The sequence below is a fragment of the Arundinibacter roseus genome (assembly GCF_004348825.1).
Lineage (GTDB): Bacteria > Bacteroidota > Bacteroidia > Cytophagales > Spirosomataceae > Arundinibacter > Arundinibacter roseus.
Map to the genome: position 1 here is coordinate 69401 of NZ_SMJU01000002.1, position 22000 is coordinate 91400.

Here is a 22000-nt window from a genome sequence, read left to right on the forward strand (position 1 = left end):
TATAACAGGAAGCCCGGGTTTTGACTGAAATCCGGACTTCCTTTTTTTAATGCCCTTCAGGACCTAGCTTTGTAGCTCATGTTCTTGATTTTCCTTTTTTGTGCCTCGGTACGCCCTTTTTTAATGAAACGCATTGCCATTTTTGCCTCCGGCTCAGGTACAAACGCCGAGCAGATTTCCCGATATTTTTCAGAACGCTCTGACGTGCAGGTTGCGCTCATCCTGACCAACAACCCTGGCGCAGGAGTCATTCAGCGGGCCCGCAAATTGCACATCCCGACCTTGATTTTTGATCGAAAACTCTTCTACGAAACCGAAACAATCGCCGAATTCCTGACCAATCAGCACATTGACCTTATCGTGTTGGCAGGTTTTATGATGCTTGTGCCGGAATATTTAATTAACCGTTTTCCAGATAAAATCCTGAATATTCATCCGGCTTTGCTGCCAAAATATGGCGGCAAAGGAATGTACGGGGAGTTTGTTCATCAGGCGGTAGTAGCCAACGCAGAAAAAGAATCCGGAATTACGATTCACCTCGTTAATTCCCGCTACGACGAGGGAAAGGTTATTTTTCAGGCAAGTTGCACACTCGATCCAACTGACGACCCGGCCGCTGTGGCCGGGAAAATACACCGTCTTGAACACGAACATTACCCCAAAGTCGTTGACGCCTATTTAAGAGAACTTACCGATTGATAGGGTAGCAAAGATGGTCAACATCCATTCGAAGCCATTCTTACTGATATGCAACCTTTCTTCCCGGACGAGTGAAACTCAACTTATATTTTTTCGTTATATTCGTAGAAACAAAAGTTTTTTTTAGCCGAACCAATGCCTGTCACGTATGAAGATTCTTTTTAACATATTTCTGATATTTTTACTCCTGACTGCTTTTGTACCTCCTTTTCGTCGTCTTATTTTCCATTTATTAGTCGGAAGACAGCTCGTGAAAGAGCAAAGGAGGCAGGAAAGAGCCCGGCAACAAGCCCAACGGGAAGGAAGTATTCGCGTCGATGTCAATCCAAATGCCAATAAATCAAGGTTTAGCGGTGGCGAATATGTCGACTATGAGGATGTAAAGTAGCGTACTTATCCTTTCAAAAAACTGCATGCAACGAAGGCTGTCTCCAAAGGGCAGCCTTTATTTTTTGTAGTAGCATGTGAAATGAAACGTGTATTTACTAAAATAAAAACGGCCTGTTTCCGCTAAGGAACAGGCCGTTTTGGGTATTTCAAATACAACTTTACAGATTCTTTTTCTTCATTTCCTTTACTGCATAATCGACCGCCCGCGCTGTAAAAGCCATGTAGGTGAGCGAAGGATTTTGGGTCGAAGTGGAGGTCATAGAAGCGCCGTCGGTAACGAATACATTAGGCACGGCATGCAGCTGATTCCATTTGTTGAGCATTGATGTTTTGGGGTCTTTACCCATGCGAACACCGCCCATTTCGTGAATATCAAGCCCGGCGGCCTGCTTGCTATCACTTGTACGTATATTGGTAAAGCCCGCCATCGTGAACATCTCGGTCATTTGTTCAAGATAGTCTTTCACCATTTTTTCGTCGTTGTCGTCATAATCTACCGAAATCCGGAGTTGCGGAATCCCGAAGGGATCTTTCAGGGAAGGGTCAAGCGCCACAAAGTTACTTTCTTTCGGAATTGTCTCACCCATCATGTGCGAGCCCACATTCCAGTTGCCGGGCGTCGATTTCAGTAAATTAGCCTTCAATGATTCGCCCGCACCGCTTCGGTCGGTATGTGACGAACGGTTGGCACCAAAACCGGCGGCATAGCCGCGCAAAAAGTCGGTTTCCTGTTTGTACAAATTCCTGAATCGGGGAATATAGCTGCTATTCGGGCGGCGTCCGTCGGTTGTGGTATCCAGAAAACCTTCGTACTGTCCGGATACACGGGCGCGGTAGTTGTGAAAAGCTACATATTTACCCAGCGTTCCGCTATCGTTGCCCAGGCCGTTGGGGAAGCGCGACGAAGTAGAATTGAGCAGTACGAGGTTGGTGTTTATGGCGGCGGCATTTACGAAAATTATACGCGCATAAAACTCCATCATTTCTTTTGTTGTGGCGTCAATCACCCGTACACCAACGGCTTTTTGTTTTTTCTCGTCGTAAATAATGGAATGTACGACGGATTGTGGGCGAAGGGTCATTTTACCAGTTTTCAATGCCCACGGAATAGTGGAGGCGTTGCTGCTGAAATATCCACCAAACGGACAGCCCCGCTCGCAAATGCCCCGATGCTGACATTTGGCCCGTCCCTGATCGTAATGAATCTGCTGAGGATCAGTGATATGGGCCGCCCGGCCAATGATAATGTGCCGGTCTTTGTATTTTTTTGAAACCTGCTCTTTGAAATATTTCTCGACGCAGGTCATTTCGTGTGGCGTCAAAAATTCCCCATCCGGCAGGGCGTCAATGCCATCTTTATTTCCGGAAATACCGGCAAAACGCTCCACGTGGCTATACCAGGGCGCAATGTCGTCGTAGCTGATGGGCCACTCCACTGCAAATCCATCGCGGGCGGGGCCTTCAAAATCGTACTTACTCCACCGCTGCGTTTGCCGGGCCCACAGCAGCGATTTTCCTCCCACCTGATAGCCCCTGATCCAGTCGAAAGGCTTTTCCTGCACATAGGGATGCTCCTTATCTTTTACAAAAAAGTGCGCCGCCGATTCTTTGAAATTATAACACTTGCTCACAATCGGATTTTCCTCTACGACTTCGCGCGGCATGCGTTCGCGGTGTTCAAACTCCCACGGCATCATGTTGGTGGTGGGGTAGTCGATGTTGTGTTTTACATCGCGGCCACGTTCGAGCACCAGCGTTTTCAGACCTTTTTCGGTCAGTTCTTTCGCTGCCCAGCCGCCGCTGATGCCAGAGCCGATCACGATGGCGTCGTACGTACGAGCTTTTTGGCTATCTATATTAAAATTACTCATTTTCAAGTAGTTGATTCAAATGATATTGCCTGCAATCAGGCTGGAATTTAGAAAAAAGAAAGAGGTAGATCAGGTAGTTTTGACGGGAACACAGCCATGAAAACGCCCCGGAATCATCTCGTAGTGCGTCAGGTTTGTCATCACGTATTCAGATGACATATAGCCCTGAATCGTCAGACCTTTCACCATTCCGTAAAACGATTTGCGGGCCGCATCATCGCTCAGTTCCATTCCTTCCAGAATATGAATGCGCTGTTTGGCGCTGCATGCAGTGAAAGATTTTCCAAAGGTACTTTGACTAAATGCGTCCAGCGAGGCCAAACCTGAGACCAGCGAATCCTGCGCTTTTTTATCGTAACAATCGGTAATCATTGTTTGTACAAACTGATGTACGCCCAATTCTTTGGCACCGGGTGTGTCCGTTTTTGGAATAATTGTTTCCACGACTTCGGCCAAAAGGGAGTTTTCTGCCGGATTCAGAAGAGCATTGTTTGAAAGCTGCTGCCGATTCCAACCGTTGGCCCAGGCTGGCAGGGCGACAAACGCTCCTATGGTGGACGCTACATTTTTGAGTGCTGTGCGACGTTGCATTTTTTGTAGATAAAAAGATTGTTATGATATAAATAAAACCAGAAGTTGGGGAAATCTAATGATGGTTCAGCGATGTTTCTTATCAGTAAATTGCCTTATAAAACGATTGTAAAACAAATTCCGTACAAAGGTTATTTTTAAAGGCTGTATCAATGAATCGCCACGTAGGTTTCGCCATCTGAAAAAATCTCATGAATATACTGTTTTTCATCGTTAGGAATGGTGTATCGAACCGAATTCCCGACAAAAAAACCTCTTGACAACGTGATTGTACCCGTACCGATATTTACGATTTTCCAGGTTTGCCCGGCGCGGGTAGGAGCGGGCGGAACTTCAAAAACCGCATCGCCACCCTTGTGAATATAAAGTTCAATTTCGGGAGAAAGCGTCGTGTTGTCCGTAGTTGTCAGGAAGCTGCGCTGCCCGGAATTTCTCCGATGAACCACGCCTTTGTCGTCAATCGTCAGGACATCTTCCTGCTCAGCGCCGTAGGTGAGTCCGGTTAGCTGCACCGGATCGGCCGGTGCAGCCACGGTCAGCGCGTGTGCAATAACCGTGGTGCCAATGCCTACCTGCCCGGAAAAGTAGTTTTTGAGCTGATTGGGTGCAATGTACACGCCCCAGCCATTTTTGATAATGGCTGGATTTACACCCCGAAAATCTTCCAGACGCAGCCCGTAGAAATTTTCGATTTCGGCCATATTCCCGGCAGTGCTACTGTTGAAAAAACGAAGGTTGATTAGGTCAAAAGCATCCGTTTTGTAATTCCGGCCATTGTTGGCAAAGGTACCCGTTGCCCGAATCGCCGCCACTTTCGAGATATGTCCGCCATCCCGAAAACCAAGCGAATCGGGAAAACCGCGCAGGAAATTGAACTCCGAGGTTGTGGTGTGCACATCGGGAAACGTCATTCCCGACTTATAGTTGGCATAATTATTCACAATTAATCCCTGCGAATTGGCATAGCTTTCGGTGGCCAAACCTACGGTAGTTGAGTCCGGTGATTCGAGGTCATATCGAGGTTCGTTGATTCCGACATAAATTCCGCGTGAAAGCAAGGTATCGTATTTTGTCGTCACGAGCAGCATATTATTGAACGGAGATGCATACTGTTGCGAGATAGAAACGGCGCCACTTCGCCATACCTTTGCGGTGTCATTTTGATTAAATAACGTCGTATCAGCTACCGTTTTCCAATTGGATTGTGCCCAACTCCCCATCGAAACAGTCGACAGAACTACCCAAAATACTAATCGTATGTACTTCATTTCCAATAAATGTTACATGAACTAGTGAAATTAGTGAAAATATGTAGACTTTAAGTCCTGACTGATTGCAGAGAACCAAAGAGCAACCCAAAATCCCCCCAACTGCTCCCCAAAAACCTCCCATCCGAATTGAGGGAATCATTATTTTTCAATTCCAATAAGGTACGATTAAGGCAAACCTGCTCGAAACCTTCGACAAAATCTACATTATATTTCAATTCCAATAAGGTACGATTAAGGCGTGTTGGGCGAGAATGATGATGATCTGCCGTTGACGCATTTCAATTCCAATAAGGTACGATTAAGGCGTTTCCGACCGAAAGCAGCCGTCAGGATACGCACCATATTTCAATTCCAATAAGGTACGATTAAGGCTTGTGAGCTTCTGTGATTCTAAAACCCCTAAATCTTATTTCAATTCCAATAAGGTACGATTAAGGCTGAAGGCATGATTAACGTAACACGCCTAGAAGTCATATTTCAATTCCAATAAGGTACGATTAAGGCCCGGGGGTGATTCTTGTTGATTGATATTTATTTCATTATTTCAATTCCAATAAGGTACGATTAAGGCAATCCCGGCAGACGTTAAGCACCACAAAGCACACTTATTTCAATTCCAATAAGGTACGATTAAGGCATCAACTGCCGCTGCACCTGTGCCTACCTTCCCGCATTTCAATTCCAATAAGGTACGATTAAGGCAAGACCTCATCCACGAATTTTTCAGTTGCTACACCGCATTTCAATTCCAATAAGGTACGATTAAGGCAAAGCATATTCGACAATATCAAGAGCGATACTTACATTTCAATTCCAATAAGGTACGATTAAGGCCCTCTGTGGCTGATGTGGAGACACGCTTTAAAAACCTATTTCAATTCCAATAAGGTACGATTAAGGCGGCCTCTTTTAAACCCTTAATCCTGTCATCCGATTATTTCAATTCCAATAAGGTACGATTAAGGCCTAGAAAAAGCATTAAAATCAGGCACGTATTCAGAATTTCAATTCCAATAAGGTACGATTAAGGCAATTTTCACGAAGACTGCATGTATCGAATTAAACCATTTCAATTCCAATAAGGTACGATTAAGGCAACGACGTAGCACCTATTACGGTATTCCGAATCCCATTTCAATTCCAATAAGGTACGATTAAGGCACCCTCTAATAAGTTTCGTAGACTATCTACGTTGTATTTCAATTCCAATAAGGTACGATTAAGGCGCATGCAGCCAACCAACAAAATAGTAGTTCTGAATCTATTTCAATTCCAATAAGGTACGATTAAGGCCTGCAAAGCCCGCAAAAGCCCCCGCCGCACTTTCTCCATTTCAATTCCAATAAGGTACGATTAAGGCGCTTCTTTGTCCTGTCCGAAGTGATACCCGCCTTTTTATTTCAATTCCAATAAGGTACGATTAAGGCACTACAATCCTGATGCACACGTCAGGGGAATGGATATTTCAATTCCAATAAGGTACGATTAAGGCAACTACATTTCACCGAAGCCGAAAAAGCCGAGGTGCATTTCAATTCCAATAAGGTACGATTAAGGCGTAAGGTGTTTTGCCGGAAACAGGGTAAGAAAATTGCATTTCAATTCCAATAAGGTACGATTAAGGCGAATCCGCCCGAAAGGAGTTCAAAATAGCGGACATTCATTTCAATTCCAATAAGGTACGATTAAGGCTTCATCGATAATTACAAGTGTGTAGGAGCCTAAAAGATTTCAATTCCAATAAGGTACGATTAAGGCATGCAATAACCGCAATCAGGGGCGCTTTGGATAATCTATTTCAATTCCAATAAGGTACGATTAAGGCCCTAAGCGCCCCGGCTCTTGCCCTGCTTAAATCTTTCCATTTCAATTCCAATAAGGTACGATTAAGGCGCCTGTGCAAGAGCTGCAATCGCATCGGCAAGTTCATTTCAATTCCAATAAGGTACGATTAAGGCTTCCTCAGTGGGAATTGGTGATACCTCCATCGGAATCATTTCAATTCCAATAAGGTACGATTAAGGCAGGCGAATGAGGTCCACAGGGTTTTTGTTGGGTCAAATTTCAATTCCAATAAGGTACGATTAAGGCTTTTAGAGGTTGCATCACTATTCGGAATTACAGAAAAATTTCAATTCCAATAAGGTACGATTAAGGCATCGACCGATTGAGGTCTGAATGGTTATACCGCCCATTTCAATTCCAATAAGGTACGATTAAGGCCTCGAAACAGGAAAACTAAATTCGTTTGCTAAACTTATTTCAATTCCAATAAGGTACGATTAAGGCTAACAAATCCACAGGTTAGAAGGAACCCTAAGCGCATTTCAATTCCAATAAGGTACGATTAAGGCATACCGGAATAGCTGATGGGTAGAACGCCAATTTCATTTCAATTCCAATAAGGTACGATTAAGGCACATGAAAATTCTTGAAGAAATGTGGTTTGATTACCTATTTCAATTCCAATAAGGTACGATTAAGGCAACCCGCTACTTGGTCAACGAGCTTTCATCTATTTTATTTCAATTCCAATAAGGTACGATTAAGGCAGGAAGAAAAGGAAGCCCCAAAGGATGTAGAGTTATTTCAATTCCAATAAGGTACGATTAAGGCCCAAATACCGCCCGTTCACAGCGCAAGAGGCGCTATTTCAATTCCAATAAGGTACGATTAAGGCAAAAGCAGGAAGGCGCAGTGAGTAAGGAATGGATACTATTTCAATTCCAATAAGGTACGATTAAGGCCAAGTTGTTGAGATTGAAAAGGTAAACGGCAGGATATTTCAATTCCAATAAGGTACGATTAAGGCAAAAATATTGCTTCACTTGCAGTCGTTGAATTGTTATTTCAATTCCAATAAGGTACGATTAAGGCTGTAAAAGGTTATAGGTCGGCCCCGGTACAACTTCATTTCAATTCCAATAAGGTACGATTAAGGCCTTACGAAGTATAAACCATCTTCCCGAACCTCAAAATTTCAATTCCAATAAGGTACGATTAAGGCTCTATCAAATTTTGACAAAGCACTTGACAAAGCACTATTTCAATTCCAATAAGGTACGATTAAGGCAAGGATTTAATCCGCAACGCTAAACCCGTACCGATATTTCAATTCCAATAAGGTACGATTAAGGCACGAGTCCGGCAAGGTATATGGCTGTTAGGTAGTTGCATTTCAATTCCAATAAGGTACGATTAAGGCTCAAATACGACCCTTCAAAGGGAAGGTCAATGTTATTTCAATTCCAATAAGGTACGATTAAGGCTCCCGCTGTACTTGCTTTCCGCCCATTCAATTAAATCCATTTCAATTCCAATAAGGTACGATTAAGGCATTGCAGGAACATCAGGACTTCAAGAATTACCAAAAAATTTCAATTCCAATAAGGTACGATTAAGGCATTAATAAACGCAACAACTACACCCCCAAAGAAAAATTTCAATTCCAATAAGGTACGATTAAGGCTTTGTAGGTTACGAAATAACCGAACGGCATGCAGAAAATTTCAATTCCAATAAGGTACGATTAAGGCAACTAGGTATTCATCATAATCAAAACCCCAAACAATAATTTCAATTCCAATAAGGTACGATTAAGGCTTGGAGCAATTCCATTGGACTTATAAACCACTGTGTAATTTCAATTCCAATAAGGTACGATTAAGGCGGGCCAAAAGCCCCTTTTTTTTGCGTACCTCCAACAAAATTTCAATTCCAATAAGGTACGATTAAGGCGATTTGCGGCAAGTATAATCTAGTCTACGCCCAAATATTTCAATTCCAATAAGGTACGATTAAGGCCTTAAAAGCTATGCATAAAAACATAATGCCACCCTAATTTCAATTCCAATAAGGTACGATTAAGGCTCAATGTACCAGCAGGGGCGTTAAATGTCAGACTATAATTTCAATTCCAATAAGGTACGATTAAGGCTACGCATGCATTAATCAGAATCCAGGAATCGGCTATATTTCAATTCCAATAAGGTACGATTAAGGCCTAAAATATAGGGCTTATTAATAACCTGACTTGCTATATTTCAATTCCAATAAGGTACGATTAAGGCATCCATATCTTTGACCAAAGCCTCTACGCTTTCTTCATTTCAATTCCAATAAGGTACGATTAAGGCGGTGGTAATGGAAAATAGTTGCCGCCCCAAATAATTATTTCAATTCCAATAAGGTACGATTAAGGCCTTTCCAATTGCCGCCTTTATCCCGATATTGAACTTCTATTTCAATTCCAATAAGGTACGATTAAGGCGTCCCGTAATTTACATCCCAACAAAGGAGCGATACGAATTTCAATTCCAATAAGGTACGATTAAGGCTGGAGCAATTCCATTGGACTTATAAACCACTGTGTAATTTCAATTCCAATAAGGTACGATTAAGGCTCCCTGCCGTATCCGTCACAACAGCCGCTCCATTAAGATTTCAATTCCAATAAGGTACGATTAAGGCCTAAGCCCACGTTCCTTGCCGTTTATGGGGAACTAAATTTCAATTCCAATAAGGTACGATTAAGGCGCTTTAGGTGTAGCACTTTTGCGGGGGTTGATTTACTTATTTCAATTCCAATAAGGTACGATTAAGGCCCGTGATGAAAACGGGCTTTGGAAGCAAAGAAAGCACTTTTTTAGATGATTTTTTGCTTAAATTATCGTCGATCAGCAATACAAGGATTTTGCCTTTCCTTCGACGACCGTTGATTTTCAGTAAGTTAAAGGCTCTGTGCGCCTGTAAACCCTCTTTTCAACATGTCAAAGAACAGGTCCGTAGGACATGCGACGACTCCGTGTCTACAAAAAGTTGTCCGTACTCATGCGTTCCTGACCAATCACTTCCTTTTCCAGCCATCGCTCATCCCGGCTTTTGAACAGGATCAAACTGTCCTCTTTTTCCTGCATGATCTGCCGCGCACCGTTCAACATTTCCTTCAATTTTACATCTGTAATTTCTCCCTCAAATACCGAATTCTGTATCCAATTCAGGTACTTTCGGCAGTGTTTGAGCATTTTTCCTACCCGCTTTTCACCCATATCATACACCAGTATTACATACATAGCAAAGTCCGTTTGGTTTGTGTTCTATTGTCTTTTTCACCACATCATTTTGAATGGGCGGTAGGTTTCTATGCCCAATAGGTGCTTGCTTAGTTTGTAACATTCCAGTTTTACCAAATGCCGATAACTGACGTTCCGACCCAACGATCTATGCTTGAAGGTCTCTTTTAACCGATCTTCCAGCGCCTGCACAAATAGTTTGCGCCCGCCTTCTTTTAAGGTACAGCCGTTTAGCTCCATCCGAAAGTCCGTAGCCTGAATCTGCCGCTTGTTTAATAGGCTGAATATAGTTCGATCGATGAGTAAGGGCTTGAAGATCTCGGCCAAATCAAGCGCCAGTGAGTACCGCCTTGCCCCCGGTTCGTGTAAAAAACTGATCGTAGGGTTGAGTTGGGTGTGGTAAATTTGGTCCAGACACACGGTATAGCACATCATATTGCCAAACGATATCAACGCATTGACTTCATTCAGCGGGGGCTGTTTCGTACGATTCCCCATCTCAAAGTCTGTGATGATCGCCCCGAAGGCCTCGTAGTAAGTTTGCCGGATGTTGCCTTCTATGCCCATCAGCTCGTCAATGCGTTGAGCATTGGGTATGAGCAAAATATACTGACTGATGCGCTCAATCGGAACCGAAAGGTCCCGGCCCCGCGCCTGATAGTATTTCAGATTTCTCAGAATATTGGCAGCAGCGCCTTCCACCAGCAACCGGGCAATCTCCATGCGCTTTTTGGGTGTCAGGTACGCACGCGTCTGTTCTACCTGCATCTTGCCAGCCAACAAATACTCCTTGGCCATAAACGACCCGGTATAGTGTTCGTAATAGTCGAAAAAATGCACCGAAACATGATTTTTACCCAGAAAATTGTACATCGCCGAGTTAGCATCCAAACTGCCAAAGCAGTACAGATTGTCCACACCCTCAATCGGAATATGGCGCGGTTGCCCTTCGTTGCCGTGTTCATCCACAGGCGTAAAACACAGCGTGTTATCCTTGCGACTCAGTCGGCCCGGATTGAAAAGATAGTAGCTTTTTTTCATAGAAAAGGGTTAGTAAAGAAATCCAAACAACCAAAGCGGAAGAGTATTCCCAAATCCGGTTTCGCTGTCATCTTTCACCAAATAAGCGTCTTGAACTCCCTCAATTTGTTTTTTGCCTTTATGTTTTCCTCCCACTTCAAATGTATAGATTCCGTCAACCAAAAAATCGCTCACGGCGGACTCCTGTACCGAATGCCCGTAACTTACCTGATTCAAAAAAAAGGTTTCCCGCAGATTTCCGATATCCGGTTTTTGTAGAGATAGCGCATAGGCTAAATTGGTATTTTCAAGGTAGATTTTTTCAGGTTTTTGCAAAACAGTCATTCCGGTTCCGCCCCGATATAGCAACTTTATCAATTTTGCCTGCTCCAAAAAATGCAGATAATTGTTGACCGAATTGCGATGAATGCCGCTTTTATCGGCCAATGCGGATACATTGGGCTTGAAGGGCACATTTTCGGCCAATACGTAGAGCAATTGGAGCATTTTTTTAGCATTTCGAATATCAAAATCTTTTAGTTCGGCCATATCATACTCCACAATCATCCTGATCAACTGCTGAATGCGCCGTCCGTAGCCGCCGGTATCTTCCCTGAAAAAGGGGTAATAGCCTGAACGAAGATAGGCTTCAAAATGCGCCAAAGGCCGAAATCCCACCGGAAAGAAAGATTTCCATCCTTGATTTTCCGAAAGCAATAAAGGCAACGTCAGCGCTTCCACCGTGATGATTCCCTCAAAAGCCAGGTATTCGCGGTACGACATGCCCGGTAGCTCATACATCAAAACCCGTCGGCTCAGATCCACTTCCTGCCGGGAAATATCAACGATGGACGAGCCCGTAAATACCACCTGCAAATCGGGATAAAGGTCATAGAGGTTTTTGAGGTGCGTAGCCCAATGAGGGTATTTGTGAACTTCGTCCAAAAACAACACCCTTCCCCCTTTTCGCCGGAATTCTGCGGCGGTTTCCACCAACGAATGTGTCGTAAAATAGAGGTCGTCCAGGGTAAAATATGCCGCTTCGGTGGCCGACTTACCCAATGATTTCAACCGCTGAAGCAGCAAGGTAGTTTTGCCGGTTCCGCGTGCGCCTTTGATGCCGATCAGGCGGTTATTCCAATGAATCTGTCCGTAAAGTCCGCGCCGAAAAGAATCCATCGTAAATTCCGTCAAACGCTCCGAGGTTGCCAGTAATGTTTCCATTTTGCATATTATAAAATGCAAATATAACTTAATTATGCATAACGAAATGTGCATTTTCCCTACTCTTCCCCAATCCAGCAAAAATCAAAATAACTGCATGAGCGGCACTTGCTGACGGGCAATCGCGGCGGACAGTGCTCTTTGGCCAATAGTTCCCCAATTTCGTGTACCCACAGCTCCATCTGTTTTTCTTCGACTTCGTCCAGCGTTACCCGCTCGGTAAGGCGCAGTTTAGGATACTCGATCAGTCCATGACTGACCGCTACGCCATTCTTACGCAACAGATACAAGTAAAACTGCACCTGCGCCGTGTGCGCTTTTTCTTTGGCATTCGACTTTTTGGTTTCATGAACAATGCCCTTTTTAGCGTCGAAAAAATCAATTTTAGCCGTTAGAACTCTCACCACTCCCAACCCGTTAGCGGCGGGCAATTCGTACGAAACCGCCACTTCCTGATTTTTCTCGGCGCGTTGCGGATAGCTTTCTTCACCAATGAGCTTGCCCTCATACACGATGTCAGACGTATGCTCCATGCGGATCGCGTGGGCGTGCAGCCACATCTCCCGCTTGCAGATATGGTAAAGGTTGACGAGAGTGGCGTTGATGTTCATAGGTCAGCGGTTCAAAAAATACTGCCTGAACTCCTCCATTTCCTGTTTCTCGATGTCGAGATACTTCTGGAAAATAGTTTCTCCTACCTGTTCTCGAAGGGCCGAAATCCCTACATCAATGAGCCTTAATCCCTTGTCTGTCAAAAGGATATTGTCAAAAGCTAAGCCGCCGATTCCCGAAGGACGCTTAATGTCCCGGTGTACAAACCCAGCCTGATGGAGTTGATGAAGCTCATCCTCAAACACATCGAGCCACAACTCCCTGATACTCTGTTCGTAAGCCCTGAAATCCATTGGTTTGAGCCTTTCCATTACCAGCAGCTCAGCTTGTAAGTTTTCGTCAAAATCCAGACGAATAAACCTAGCTACCAGAGAATTAACTTCATTTGCAAATTTCATTTTTGCCGCTTCTGAACCAATATCCGACCGGGTATCGCCCACAAAAAGCTTGGCAACTTCCGAATCCGAGAGCGCAATGACCACATTGTTTGCACCCGATGATAAGCGATTGGGGTAGTTCATAGGGGAATGGGGATTGATGTTTACAGGATGATTATAGAAATTGTTAACAAGCTAAGAATAGTCAAGAGATTGATTGGTTCTGTAATCAGAAAAGTAATTAATGATTATAAAAATTGAGTTTCATTACTCTCGAATTTTTTGTCATCCATACCAAAGTTTACATCATAAAAATCCTTCCAGAAATGAATGTATTTATATCCAAACTCACTTTTAACTTCATCTGAAAAATGAACAATTTGCATTTCTATTTTTTTATTTGCAAACAATGAAAAGATGAATTTGGAAAGAATCCCCTGTAATATTTTCTCTCCAATCTTTTGTTTTATAAACTCTCGTTTATTTTGAATAAATGATACATACAGGTTGAAGACTTCTTCACCATTAATGCAATAATCAAGAGTTGGTTCTATACCATGAATTTTCAAAAAGGTTAATTCATTTTTTGAAAAAATCAAATCCTTTGTACCATTGACGATTCCTTCTACTTCAATCGGGATGTTAAGCGGGATAAAACATGAAATATTTTCTTGGTCTATTAACTTAAAATCCCAATGAATTGATTTGAAATGTAGCTTTTCAATTTTAGAGCGATAAAACTTTAATTGTTCGCTGTGATTTTCATTGCTGATTTTATCTGAAGTACCCCAATAGTTTATTTTCGCAAAAACTGAATTATACAAAAAATCAAAGTCCTTATTCTTTAAAATGTTCTGATAATCAGTTGTTTTCAACTTTTTTGTCTCCTGATAGCGCAAATCCTGCCCATAAATTATTCGCTCTTTGTTATAGTTAAAGAGGTACAAAGTACATTCTTTTTTATTAACATTTCGATTAATACGACCTGCTAACTGTTCTTCACTGTCAATCATAGAACGGTCCTTAAAGCCTAAGTCCATGTCAATATCTACGCCTGCTTCCACCACTTGCGTTGTAATCAACAAAACTCGTTTTTGTCGGGTAGCCGGATTTTTCAGGAGATTAATAATTTCTTTTCTCCGATGTTCTAAAATTGTGCCAGAAAGCACCAGTATTTCATCAAAGAAGTTGTTATTGATTTTACTTAATTCACCATAAAATTCAGTCGCAGACTTCTTAAAAATGAACTCAACGATACAATACACACTTCCTTTTGGCTTGGCTTGGCCAAAATCATAAGTAGCATATTCTTTCGATTTTTCTAAAAGCGTTGTTGCAATTTCTGTTAACTCTAAATCGGTACGCTCGAACAAATCAAAGTTAAACTTTACTCGCTCACTGAAATTGGGGTTCAGGAAATAATCTTTTTTGGCATTGGGCAGAAGATAAACAAAGTCGCTAACATACTCTTTATCAATAACCTGCAAATTTCCTAACTTGGGTAAAGTAGCAGACATCAAGATAAATTTGATGTTGTAAAGCTTGGCATAGTGGGAGATGAAATACAGCATCTTATCCCAATGGGCGGGGTCATAAGATTGAAGCTCGTCAATCACCACAATTGAATTGGCCAATCGGTGAAGCATATAGTTAGCTTCTTTTTCATTGGTTTTCAGCAAGTCAAAAAACTTAACGTGCGAAAGTAAGCAGAATGGATAATTGACAAAAAGGTTATCAATATAGTTTTTCTTTTCATCTCCATAAGCTCCATCTACTTGTTCTTCCTCTATTTGTTGCTTGTAACCTGCCTTTGAGTGAAGTTGAACTAACTCATTTTCAGTTAGCCCAAGCGTTTCTTTAATTGCGGTATAGGTTTGCGTGATAAGAGTTGTAAATGGAAAAACATAAAAAACTTTGTTAGTTCTGCCTGCACTGGCTTTTAGTAGTTCAACAGTAGCCAACATAGAAAGATTAGTTTTACCTCCACCGGTTGGGGCTTCAATGTAAAATAAGTTATTATGGCTATTGGTTCTAATGTTTCTGATTACTTCCAAAGCCATTTCCATTCGCAACAAATTCAAATTTTCGTTGCTCTGATCTGTGGGATTTTGCAGTTCATAGCCGATCTCTAATTGTTGGTAAGTAGCTTTGTTGTAGTTCACTTTGCCATTTAAAAGTGAATTGCTAGAACTTACAAAATTGTACAATTTAGTGATTCTTTCTGGGCTCAAAACACCAAATTCTTTTATTTCAATGCCCGTCATATACTGGCCTGACGCTAAATAATCAGAAGCTGTGAGCAAAGAAAAACTAAGACGTACTAACGAATAGAGAGAAAAAGGCTTTAACAAATTTGGTACTGTATCAAGTTTTTCAAAAGCATCTTTCAGATGTAGTGGCAGTAAATCGGTAATCTGAGGTGCTATTTTATACTGATAATTAGCTACGTACACTTTCATGTTAGCGACCTCATCGGATGTAAACCCAATCTTTTCTTTATATTCGTCATTCAAATATTTACCATGATGCTTAAAAATAGGATACGAAAGCATTAGTGTAGCCAACATGGCAATTGGGTTGAACTGAGATTCTACTTGTACTCTTGCTTCGTCAATGTGCTTGACAATAAATAAATAAGCCCCTAAACTTGAATGATGGGTAGAGAGAACGCTTTTTGGTTTTTCTTTGCCCCTAAAATGGGGATTATTCATTTTATCAGGGCTTGCCTGAAAGTTCTCGTTGATTTTTCCAAAATCATGGAAGACGACGGTATTGACAAAAAGCCGTTTGAGAAAATCACCTAACTTTTCACTTTCTATTTTCTGATTGCCTAGAAAATCATGGATTAGGTTATCAATCACGACATCTAGTCCATGATTTTTCGTGAGCAACTCAAATTTTTTTAGCACTAACTCAATATGCTCTTGAAGAGTTTCAGGCGGGAGTGGATTAACCGCATTTTTGGGTGATATGTGTGCATAATATGAATCTGCATCTATTAGAAAGGTCTTAATAGAAGGCGTTGCATTTAAAATATCGGAAACCGTTTTATAAGAGTTGGACATAATACTCCGAACCAGTTAGATGAAATAGATTATCAATATTTGCAGACTGCTTTATGCCAAAAGTAGTAAAAACAGAATCCCCCAAAACGTATTGAAATAAAGTGAGATCGAAGCCTCTAGGAAGTCTTTCAAAGTACATGAATGGAGTTTCTTCCTCCCAAAAAGACATGAAATCAAACAATGGAGTAGTTTTCTGTTGATTGATAATATCTTTTTTAATGAAGAGCGTTTTGATTTTGAAAATACCGAATGGGTTTTCAATAGCTTGATAATCATGCTCTTGAAAATTTTCCCACCAAGCGGCAAATTCATTTTTACCGAAATAGGGCAAGTATTCAGCCTTACCCTCTTTAAGGTATTCATACAGCAAGTGTTGCTTATCGTTCTCTAAATCCAGCAACGCATAAACCCGATAACCGGGTTTAATGAGCGTTGCCTCTTCGGTCAAATAGGTAGAGCCATTATTGGCGTAACCCGCTGTATTTGAGTATTTAATGACAGTTTTTTGGAAATTTCCTTTTTCGTGATCCAGAGGCTCAATCCCTATTTTCAGGTCTTTAAACTCCTCATAATATTGTGGTACTTCCCCTTTTCTTTTGTAGCCTTCTAAGCCTACAATAGCCCCAAAAATGCCCAATAGGGCAGGTTTATGGAGCATATTATAGGATAGATTAACAGTATTGTTGGCATCGGGCTTGCGGAAAAAGCCAAAATCACTTTTTAAATCAATCGATACTAATTTTTCCATTGTGTCTTCCGGATTTATAGTTCCAATTTGATTGCATCCGCAGGTTCATTGACTATTTTGGTGATACCCGTGTTGTAATACAACTCAATTCTTTCGATTTCTCCTTTCACGTGTTCTTTGGATAATATTTCAGTAACTTTCTGAAAATCAATTGTTTTGTCATTATTTATAGTAACCAATTCCACGAAAGAAGGAAGCACCAATTTTGAGTTTTCTTTCAACTGAACCCAAAGCAATAGTTCGTTTTCTGTACCCGCTTTCGCTGCGGAATCATAGTAAGTAACCCCCTTTCTTAGTCCTTCTTTCAATTTCTCAATATCATCAATTGAGATTCCATCCACTCCCACACGCTTTACATCGTCTTCAATATTTCTAGGATTCACAGAAAAGTGATGCACATAATGCCCTTCTTGAAGCTTTGACTGTGTGCCAAGCGTAGTCATGGTGCTATCGTTATTTTTCTCACTCGGATTTCTAAATGGCGACATGATTTGTTCAGAATAAATCACATTTTCGCCGAAGCGATTAACACCATGCGTTATTTGACATGCACCATGGATTGAAATATTGGTTTTACCTGCATAAGTGCCTCCGAAAAGACGAACATCTATATAGCTCATTATACTTTTAAGTACTTCTATCCTGAGTTTATTCTTATCAGAAATTTTGAAAATATCTTTTCCAAAGTGGCTTTCAAATGTTTCGTCTAATGTTCTGGGACTCATATTTTCATCAAAGGTCTTTGAATAGAAAACATTAGAATTGAGATTTTTTTTCCAATAGTTTCTTACCGACCATTTTAAGGTTTTATCAGTCGCATATACTGTTCCATTTGGTAAGGTTCGAGGTTGATGCGAGAAATCAGCATTATAGTTTGAATTGATAGATTTGATAATGGCACAGCCAAATACACGATTATTGAACAAGTTGCTCATGATTGATAAGGTTTGAAAGTTTTTGATTAGTTATTATCTTTTTGTTTGTCAGCAAAGAGCTGGTTTTCTGAAAAAACGCCTGCAAGTAACTCTGGCATAAAGTCTTTCATGTTAATACTCTGTTCATTTTCTTCCCTGTAACTCAATACAAACGCTGCTGCGTTTCTAAATTTTTTAGAGAAGTTTTCATGCCTATATCTATCAAAATCCTTGGCAATAGCCTTTCTAAATTCTGATAATTTAGACTGTTGCAAATACGGTTCGAGTAGACGATAGCTTGTATCATCAGACCTGCTTTTTCGTAGAATATAGTCTATCACCTGCCCTGCGGCAAAGGCAAAATCTGCATCAGTAGCGGTGTCAGTGTCGGCTTCGCCCATTGAAAGGCGAGCCACAAATTCTTGATATTGTTTTAGTTTACTGGCCATTGTTATTTCATTTTTGCGGTTTTTGGGTTGAAAATTTTCGTATAAACTGAACCAGATGTTCAATTTTTCTTTGATGCTATATCCATTGTTCTGCTTTAAATCGTCTTTGATATGGCTAAAAACCATATCCGAAAAAATGTGCTCATCAATTCCTTGCCTTTTTGATTTATAGACAAAATCATACACAGCTTTTCGGTATTTCGAAAATGCTTGAAAAGTATTCCCTAAATGTTCATAATCTTCATTTTTCAAGTCACTGAAATAGTCCAAACGAAGATATTTGTTTTGAAGTAAAGGTTTAAAAACAGCTTGCTCAAAGGTAAAAATATTATTGATTTTTGGATAAAAAACAAAAGATTTTCCTCCCTTTTCTTGAATTTCAAAAAAATTCTCAATTTGTGCATCAAGCTCATATTCAAACTTACTTACAAAATCGAAGTCTTTGAAAACTATATCTTTTCCAACATACCAGTTTATTAAATAGTAGTTGTTGAAATCCTTTTTATAGTTTTCCCAAAGTGAATTGATTATTTCTGTGAAGGTAAGCAATCTATTTTGGTTGTAGAGAGCAATGACTTTCTCTTGAAGTTCTTCTTGGTAAATAAATAAAGGGAAGGGATTTGGTATTACTTTGGGTTTTGCACTTACAACGTCTTTGAATTGCTTCAAAATATTTGCATCTACACCGTTTATCTTGTATGTCTCAAAAGTTGCTGTTTTGTGAGACATAAAGGGTTTCTTATCAGGAAAAGTTGAAATAAAATCGTTATCGTTAAATTCATTAGGTGGATATTCTCCCATGTAATATCTTTCATAAGCATCTTTCCACTCATCTAATGGAATATCTGTGAGATAAACTCTTATATAGTCTTTTTCCTTTAATTCTGATAATATAGAAACATCAATAATTTCTTGGACATCTTTTTTCTTTGAAATATCTTTTTTAATTTTCATTTTAGGTATTTCTTCAAAAATTTGGTTTAAGCAAAATTTTTCAAAATTAGTAATTTTGCTTTCTAAATCTTGGTTAATCACATCCAAGCAAAGTTTCTGAGCATTTATAAAGTAAGCAGGTATGCTTTCTTTAACTAACCCCATTTTATATAATTTAATTTGTAGTTCAAGTTCATCTTTATCATTTGGATCATCCATTTTACTTTTGATCTCTCTAATGATGGTTTCAATCTTTTGCTTATCGCTTCCCAAGCTAAAATTAAAAGCTATTGAAAATGGTGACGCAGAATGAATTTTTTGCTTTTTGTCGAATTTTTGTTGCTGATTCATAGATATATATGAACTATATCTCTCAAATGACAATATTTGTGATAGGTCTTCATCCAATTCAGCGACGCCATCATAGTAGACATATTTTTCTATTCGTGAATCTCCTTCCTGTGCGATATTAGTTAGTATGTGTAACCCTTTGCTTGGTCTGTAAGCAAGATTCTTAAAATCCTCACCAAGGTTTTGCGTAAAGTTGACTATTTCTTTTATCATAGTTTTATAGATTCTGTGGTGTTCAAATTAAATTTAACAGCAAGTGAATTTTCATTTGGGTTGGAAATTTTAAGTAAAAATAAAAGAGATCATTTAGTCAATAGTCTCGGTTTCACCCACTCCCCATCACCTCACAGCACCCATTTCCCATAGAAGAAAACCGCCCAAACCCACCCAGATACCCCACTTCCAGCAGTTCGGCGGGGGCCGTGAGTTCAAACTGAAAGTTGTGGTAGCCTACTACCTTTGTTTCGGCGTCCTTATTTTCCTTTACCTTCATTTTGCGGACTTTCAGCCGCTCGGGCTCCGTCAATAGCCTGAACCTGACCAGGCGTTCGGCCAGGTGAGCGTCCATTTCGGGCAGGGCGTTGGGGGCTATTGAGCGGTATTTGTCTACCAGATTCAGGGCAAAAAGTCCGGCAAAGGCCTCGTCGTCAGGGCGCAGGTATTGATCCAGGCCATTGTGCTTGTCGGCCACTATCATCGGCGACAGTGTCCGAAAGGTAGCCGTAGTTGTACCCATCCATGTAGTATCTGTGGGTAACGTTTCAACGCGCTCTACTACAAAATCTGCCTGATGTTCGTGGTTGTACAAGCTCAGCCGCTGATCCTGAAACAATCCAACAATGAAATGTTCGGCGGCTTCTTCTACATAAAAGGATAGTACGACTGTACAGATTTCTGAACGGATAGTCATATACGTATCGCCCGGACGAATCCGATCCATGCGGGGAATGTGCAGCGATGAGAAGGTAAAATGTTTAAAACTCTTGGTGCTTTGTGCCGGGCTGTATCCGGTCTGATGCAAAAAGGTAGCGTAGGCTTCGTCGGCCTGCCGTAAAAGCCCGTAGAGCCAGCTTTGCAGGGGATACTGATAGTTGAAGAGCAAGGGCTGACGGTCACGAAGGGGGCGGAGGTAAAGTTTAAAGCGCATAGAGTATGGATTTGTCGGGAGCATAGTTACAGTTTTTACAAGATAAGTACAATTAATTTGTGCCTTATTTTTAAAATATTATTCTTATTTTGACACGTCAAAGTTCACACCCTCCCGTGCAATCCACTTGCACGGAATAAACTTTTCTAAAAAAAAATGACAACCCCTCAGTACGATCGCCTGAAAAGGCTCAACGAACGCCTCAACCAATGGGGCGGGCGTCCTGTTCCCAAAGCCGAACTGCTCCGGCTAACCTCCGTGTCCGAACGGACTTTCAAAGAAGACCTCGCGCTGATGCGAGAGGAGTTTCAGGCACCCATTCAGTATTGTCGCCGCACCAAAGGTTTTTACTACGCCTCACAATTTGATCTGATGGCCTCAGTTGCTCTCAACGACCGGGACGTGCAAACGCTCGAAACGGCCGTAGCTGCTTTGGCACAGTTTAAAGACCTGCCGCTTTTTGCCGAGCTGCGCGGAACCGTCGATAAAATTGAAAGTGCGGTGCGGTTTCGGGTGCGGCCTTCTCCACAGGCTCAGCGCATTCAGTTTGAATCGGTGCCGTATTTCCAAAATATTGAGCTCATTGAGCCGCTGCTCCACTGCATCGTTCAGCAGCAGGTCGTCGAGTTTGACTACCAAAAGCACGATCAGGCGCAGGCCGAGCGCTACGACCTGCATCCCTATCTCATAAAAGAGTACCGCAACCGATGGTATGTGTTGGGACACTGTCCCAAACGACACAGTTTGCGGATTTTTGGGCTGGATCGCATCGTGGCCAACAGCCTTCAATCGACCGGGGCATTTTTTGATGAGCCTGATTTTGATGCCTCGCAGTATTTTGCCTACACGCTTGGCATTGCGGTCTATGATCAGCAGCCCGAAGAAGTTGTTTTATCCATGACTCCCGGTCACGGACGGTTCTTTAAATCACAGCCTTTTTTTGCGTTTCAGCCCGACGATATTCTGATGGACACACCCAAAGAATTCAGGATTCGGTTTCCGCGCATTAGTATCAACAAAGAGCTTGTGATGGAGCTCGTGCGCTGGGGAAATCAGATTCGGGTAGTTTCGCCGGAATCTTTGCGGCAGAAAGTAGTGGAGTATTTGCAGCGGGCATTGAATCAGTACGAAACATAACTGCCAATAGTTTTTGGTTGTGCGAAACAGTTCAAATAGCGTTGCATGTCACACGTACACAACTTTTTTGCACGCATGTATATGGTGCGTTCTGTTTGCAATAGCTGTGGTTTCTCCTCAATCCTGATG

Annotated in this window: 16 protein-coding genes and 1 CRISPR repeat array; of the genes, 3 read left to right on the forward strand and 13 right to left on the reverse strand. The window is 41.4% G+C overall.

Annotation, left to right across the window (positions count from 1 at the left end; all coding sequences use genetic code 11):
- Positions 1-123: 123 nt before the first annotated feature.
- Together purN and EZE20_RS02855 are read left to right on the forward strand one after the other, a co-directional pair.
- A complete protein-coding gene (purN, locus tag EZE20_RS02850; protein WP_132115075.1) occupies positions 124-699 on the forward strand; it encodes a phosphoribosylglycinamide formyltransferase in 576 nt (191 codons plus the stop codon).
- Between the two features lie 148 nt (positions 700-847).
- Positions 848-1087 carry a DUF4834 domain-containing protein gene (locus tag EZE20_RS02855; RefSeq protein ID WP_132114307.1) on the forward strand — a complete coding sequence of 80 codons (240 nt, stop codon included), beginning with the start codon at positions 848-850 and terminating at the stop codon, positions 1085-1087.
- A gap of 160 nt (positions 1088-1247) precedes the next feature.
- On the opposite strand, the gene EZE20_RS02860 is transcribed toward EZE20_RS02855, so the two are convergent.
- The 13 genes from EZE20_RS02860 to cas6 form a co-directional block, all read right to left on the reverse strand.
- Positions 1248-2960: a GMC oxidoreductase gene (locus tag EZE20_RS02860; protein WP_132114309.1), complete on the reverse strand. Its 1713-nt coding sequence runs from the start codon at positions 2958-2960 to the stop codon at positions 1248-1250.
- A gap of 69 nt (positions 2961-3029) precedes the next feature.
- Positions 3030-3551, reverse strand: a complete 522-nt coding sequence (locus EZE20_RS02865) for a gluconate 2-dehydrogenase subunit 3 family protein (RefSeq protein ID WP_132114311.1) — start codon at positions 3549-3551, stop codon at positions 3030-3032.
- 149 nt (positions 3552-3700) lie between these two features.
- On the reverse strand, positions 3701-4819 hold the full coding sequence (locus EZE20_RS02870) for a hypothetical protein (protein WP_132114313.1): 1119 nt from the start codon (positions 4817-4819) through the stop codon (positions 3701-3703).
- A gap of 145 nt (positions 4820-4964) precedes the next feature.
- Positions 4965-9426: a CRISPR direct-repeat array (repeat unit 30 nt; unit sequence ATTTCAATTCCAATAAGGTACGATTAAGGC).
- 204 nt (positions 9427-9630) lie between these two features.
- Positions 9631-9894, reverse strand: coding sequence for a CRISPR-associated endonuclease Cas2 (gene cas2, locus EZE20_RS02875; RefSeq protein WP_132114315.1), 264 nt, complete (start codon positions 9892-9894; stop codon positions 9631-9633).
- Positions 9895-9930: 36 nt separating this feature from the next.
- A complete protein-coding gene (gene cas1b, locus EZE20_RS02880) occupies positions 9931-10935 on the reverse strand; it encodes a type I-B CRISPR-associated endonuclease Cas1b (RefSeq protein WP_132114317.1) in 1005 nt (334 codons plus the stop codon).
- Between the two features lie 9 nt (positions 10936-10944).
- Positions 10945-12138: an ATP-binding protein gene (locus tag EZE20_RS02885; protein ID WP_132114319.1), complete on the reverse strand. Its 1194-nt coding sequence runs from the start codon at positions 12136-12138 to the stop codon at positions 10945-10947.
- A 59-nt stretch (positions 12139-12197) separates the two neighbouring features.
- The gene (cas4, locus tag EZE20_RS02890) at positions 12198-12749 is read right to left on the reverse strand and encodes a CRISPR-associated protein Cas4 (protein WP_132114321.1); all 552 of its coding nucleotides are present in this window, start codon (positions 12747-12749) and stop codon (positions 12198-12200) included.
- A gap of 3 nt (positions 12750-12752) precedes the next feature.
- Positions 12753-13271 carry a protein kinase family protein gene (locus EZE20_RS02895; RefSeq protein WP_132114323.1) on the reverse strand — a complete coding sequence of 173 codons (519 nt, stop codon included), beginning with the start codon at positions 13269-13271 and terminating at the stop codon, positions 12753-12755.
- A gap of 104 nt (positions 13272-13375) precedes the next feature.
- On the reverse strand, positions 13376-16192 hold the full coding sequence (cas3, locus tag EZE20_RS02900) for a CRISPR-associated helicase Cas3' (RefSeq protein WP_132114325.1): 2817 nt from the start codon (positions 16190-16192) through the stop codon (positions 13376-13378).
- Entirely contained in the window at positions 16176-16940 is a 765-nt protein-coding gene (gene cas5, locus EZE20_RS02905; protein WP_132114327.1) for a CRISPR-associated protein Cas5, read from the reverse strand. The genes cas3 and cas5 overlap by 17 nt, the downstream gene beginning before the upstream one ends.
- A gap of 14 nt (positions 16941-16954) precedes the next feature.
- Positions 16955-17875 carry a type I CRISPR-associated protein Cas7 gene (locus tag EZE20_RS02910; RefSeq protein WP_132114329.1) on the reverse strand — a complete coding sequence of 307 codons (921 nt, stop codon included), beginning with the start codon at positions 17873-17875 and terminating at the stop codon, positions 16955-16957.
- 26 nt (positions 17876-17901) lie between these two features.
- Positions 17902-19800, reverse strand: coding sequence for a hypothetical protein (locus tag EZE20_RS02915; protein ID WP_132114330.1), 1899 nt, complete (start codon positions 19798-19800; stop codon positions 17902-17904).
- Between the two features lie 112 nt (positions 19801-19912).
- Complete coding sequence (cas6, locus tag EZE20_RS02920; RefSeq protein WP_165933396.1) at positions 19913-20734, reverse strand: CRISPR-associated endoribonuclease Cas6; 822 nt, start codon at positions 20732-20734, stop codon at positions 19913-19915.
- A gap of 156 nt (positions 20735-20890) precedes the next feature.
- Here cas6 and EZE20_RS02925 point away from each other — a divergent pair, with 156 nt between their 5' ends.
- A complete protein-coding gene (locus tag EZE20_RS02925; RefSeq protein WP_132114334.1) occupies positions 20891-21871 on the forward strand; it encodes a helix-turn-helix transcriptional regulator in 981 nt (326 codons plus the stop codon).
- Positions 21872-22000 lie beyond the last annotated feature (129 nt).

What these genes read in the sequence shown, in the direction of transcription:
- cas1b (WP_132114317.1), bottom strand. Translation starts at nt 10,935, where the DNA reads ATGAAAAAAAGCTACTATCTTTTCAATCCGGGCCGACTGAGTCGCAAG.
- cas6 (WP_165933396.1), bottom strand. Translation starts at nt 20,734, where the DNA reads ATGCGCTTTAAACTTTACCTCCGCCCCCTTCGTGACCGTCAGCCCTTG.
- cas3 (WP_132114325.1), bottom strand. Translation starts at nt 16,192, where the DNA reads ATGTCCAACTCTTATAAAACGGTTTCCGATATTTTAAATGCAACGCCT.
- EZE20_RS02865 (WP_132114311.1), bottom strand. Translation starts at nt 3,551, where the DNA reads ATGCAACGTCGCACAGCACTCAAAAATGTAGCGTCCACCATAGGAGCG.
- cas5 (WP_132114327.1), bottom strand. Translation starts at nt 16,940, where the DNA reads ATGGAAAAATTAGTATCGATTGATTTAAAAAGTGATTTTGGCTTTTTC.
- EZE20_RS02870 (WP_132114313.1), bottom strand. Translation starts at nt 4,819, where the DNA reads ATGAAGTACATACGATTAGTATTTTGGGTAGTTCTGTCGACTGTTTCG.
- purN (WP_132115075.1), top strand. Translation starts at nt 124, where the DNA reads ATGAAACGCATTGCCATTTTTGCCTCCGGCTCAGGTACAAACGCCGAG.
- EZE20_RS02855 (WP_132114307.1), top strand. Translation starts at nt 848, where the DNA reads ATGAAGATTCTTTTTAACATATTTCTGATATTTTTACTCCTGACTGCT.
- cas2 (WP_132114315.1), bottom strand. Translation starts at nt 9,894, where the DNA reads ATGTATGTAATACTGGTGTATGATATGGGTGAAAAGCGGGTAGGAAAA.
- EZE20_RS02885 (WP_132114319.1), bottom strand. Translation starts at nt 12,138, where the DNA reads ATGGAAACATTACTGGCAACCTCGGAGCGTTTGACGGAATTTACGATG.
- EZE20_RS02860 (WP_132114309.1), bottom strand. Translation starts at nt 2,960, where the DNA reads ATGAGTAATTTTAATATAGATAGCCAAAAAGCTCGTACGTACGACGCC.
- EZE20_RS02895 (WP_132114323.1), bottom strand. Translation starts at nt 13,271, where the DNA reads ATGAACTACCCCAATCGCTTATCATCGGGTGCAAACAATGTGGTCATT.
- EZE20_RS02915 (WP_132114330.1), bottom strand. Translation starts at nt 19,800, where the DNA reads ATGATAAAAGAAATAGTCAACTTTACGCAAAACCTTGGTGAGGATTTT.
- EZE20_RS02925 (WP_132114334.1), top strand. Translation starts at nt 20,891, where the DNA reads ATGACAACCCCTCAGTACGATCGCCTGAAAAGGCTCAACGAACGCCTC.
- EZE20_RS02910 (WP_132114329.1), bottom strand. Translation starts at nt 17,875, where the DNA reads ATGAGCAACTTGTTCAATAATCGTGTATTTGGCTGTGCCATTATCAAA.
- cas4 (WP_132114321.1), bottom strand. Translation starts at nt 12,749, where the DNA reads ATGAACATCAACGCCACTCTCGTCAACCTTTACCATATCTGCAAGCGG.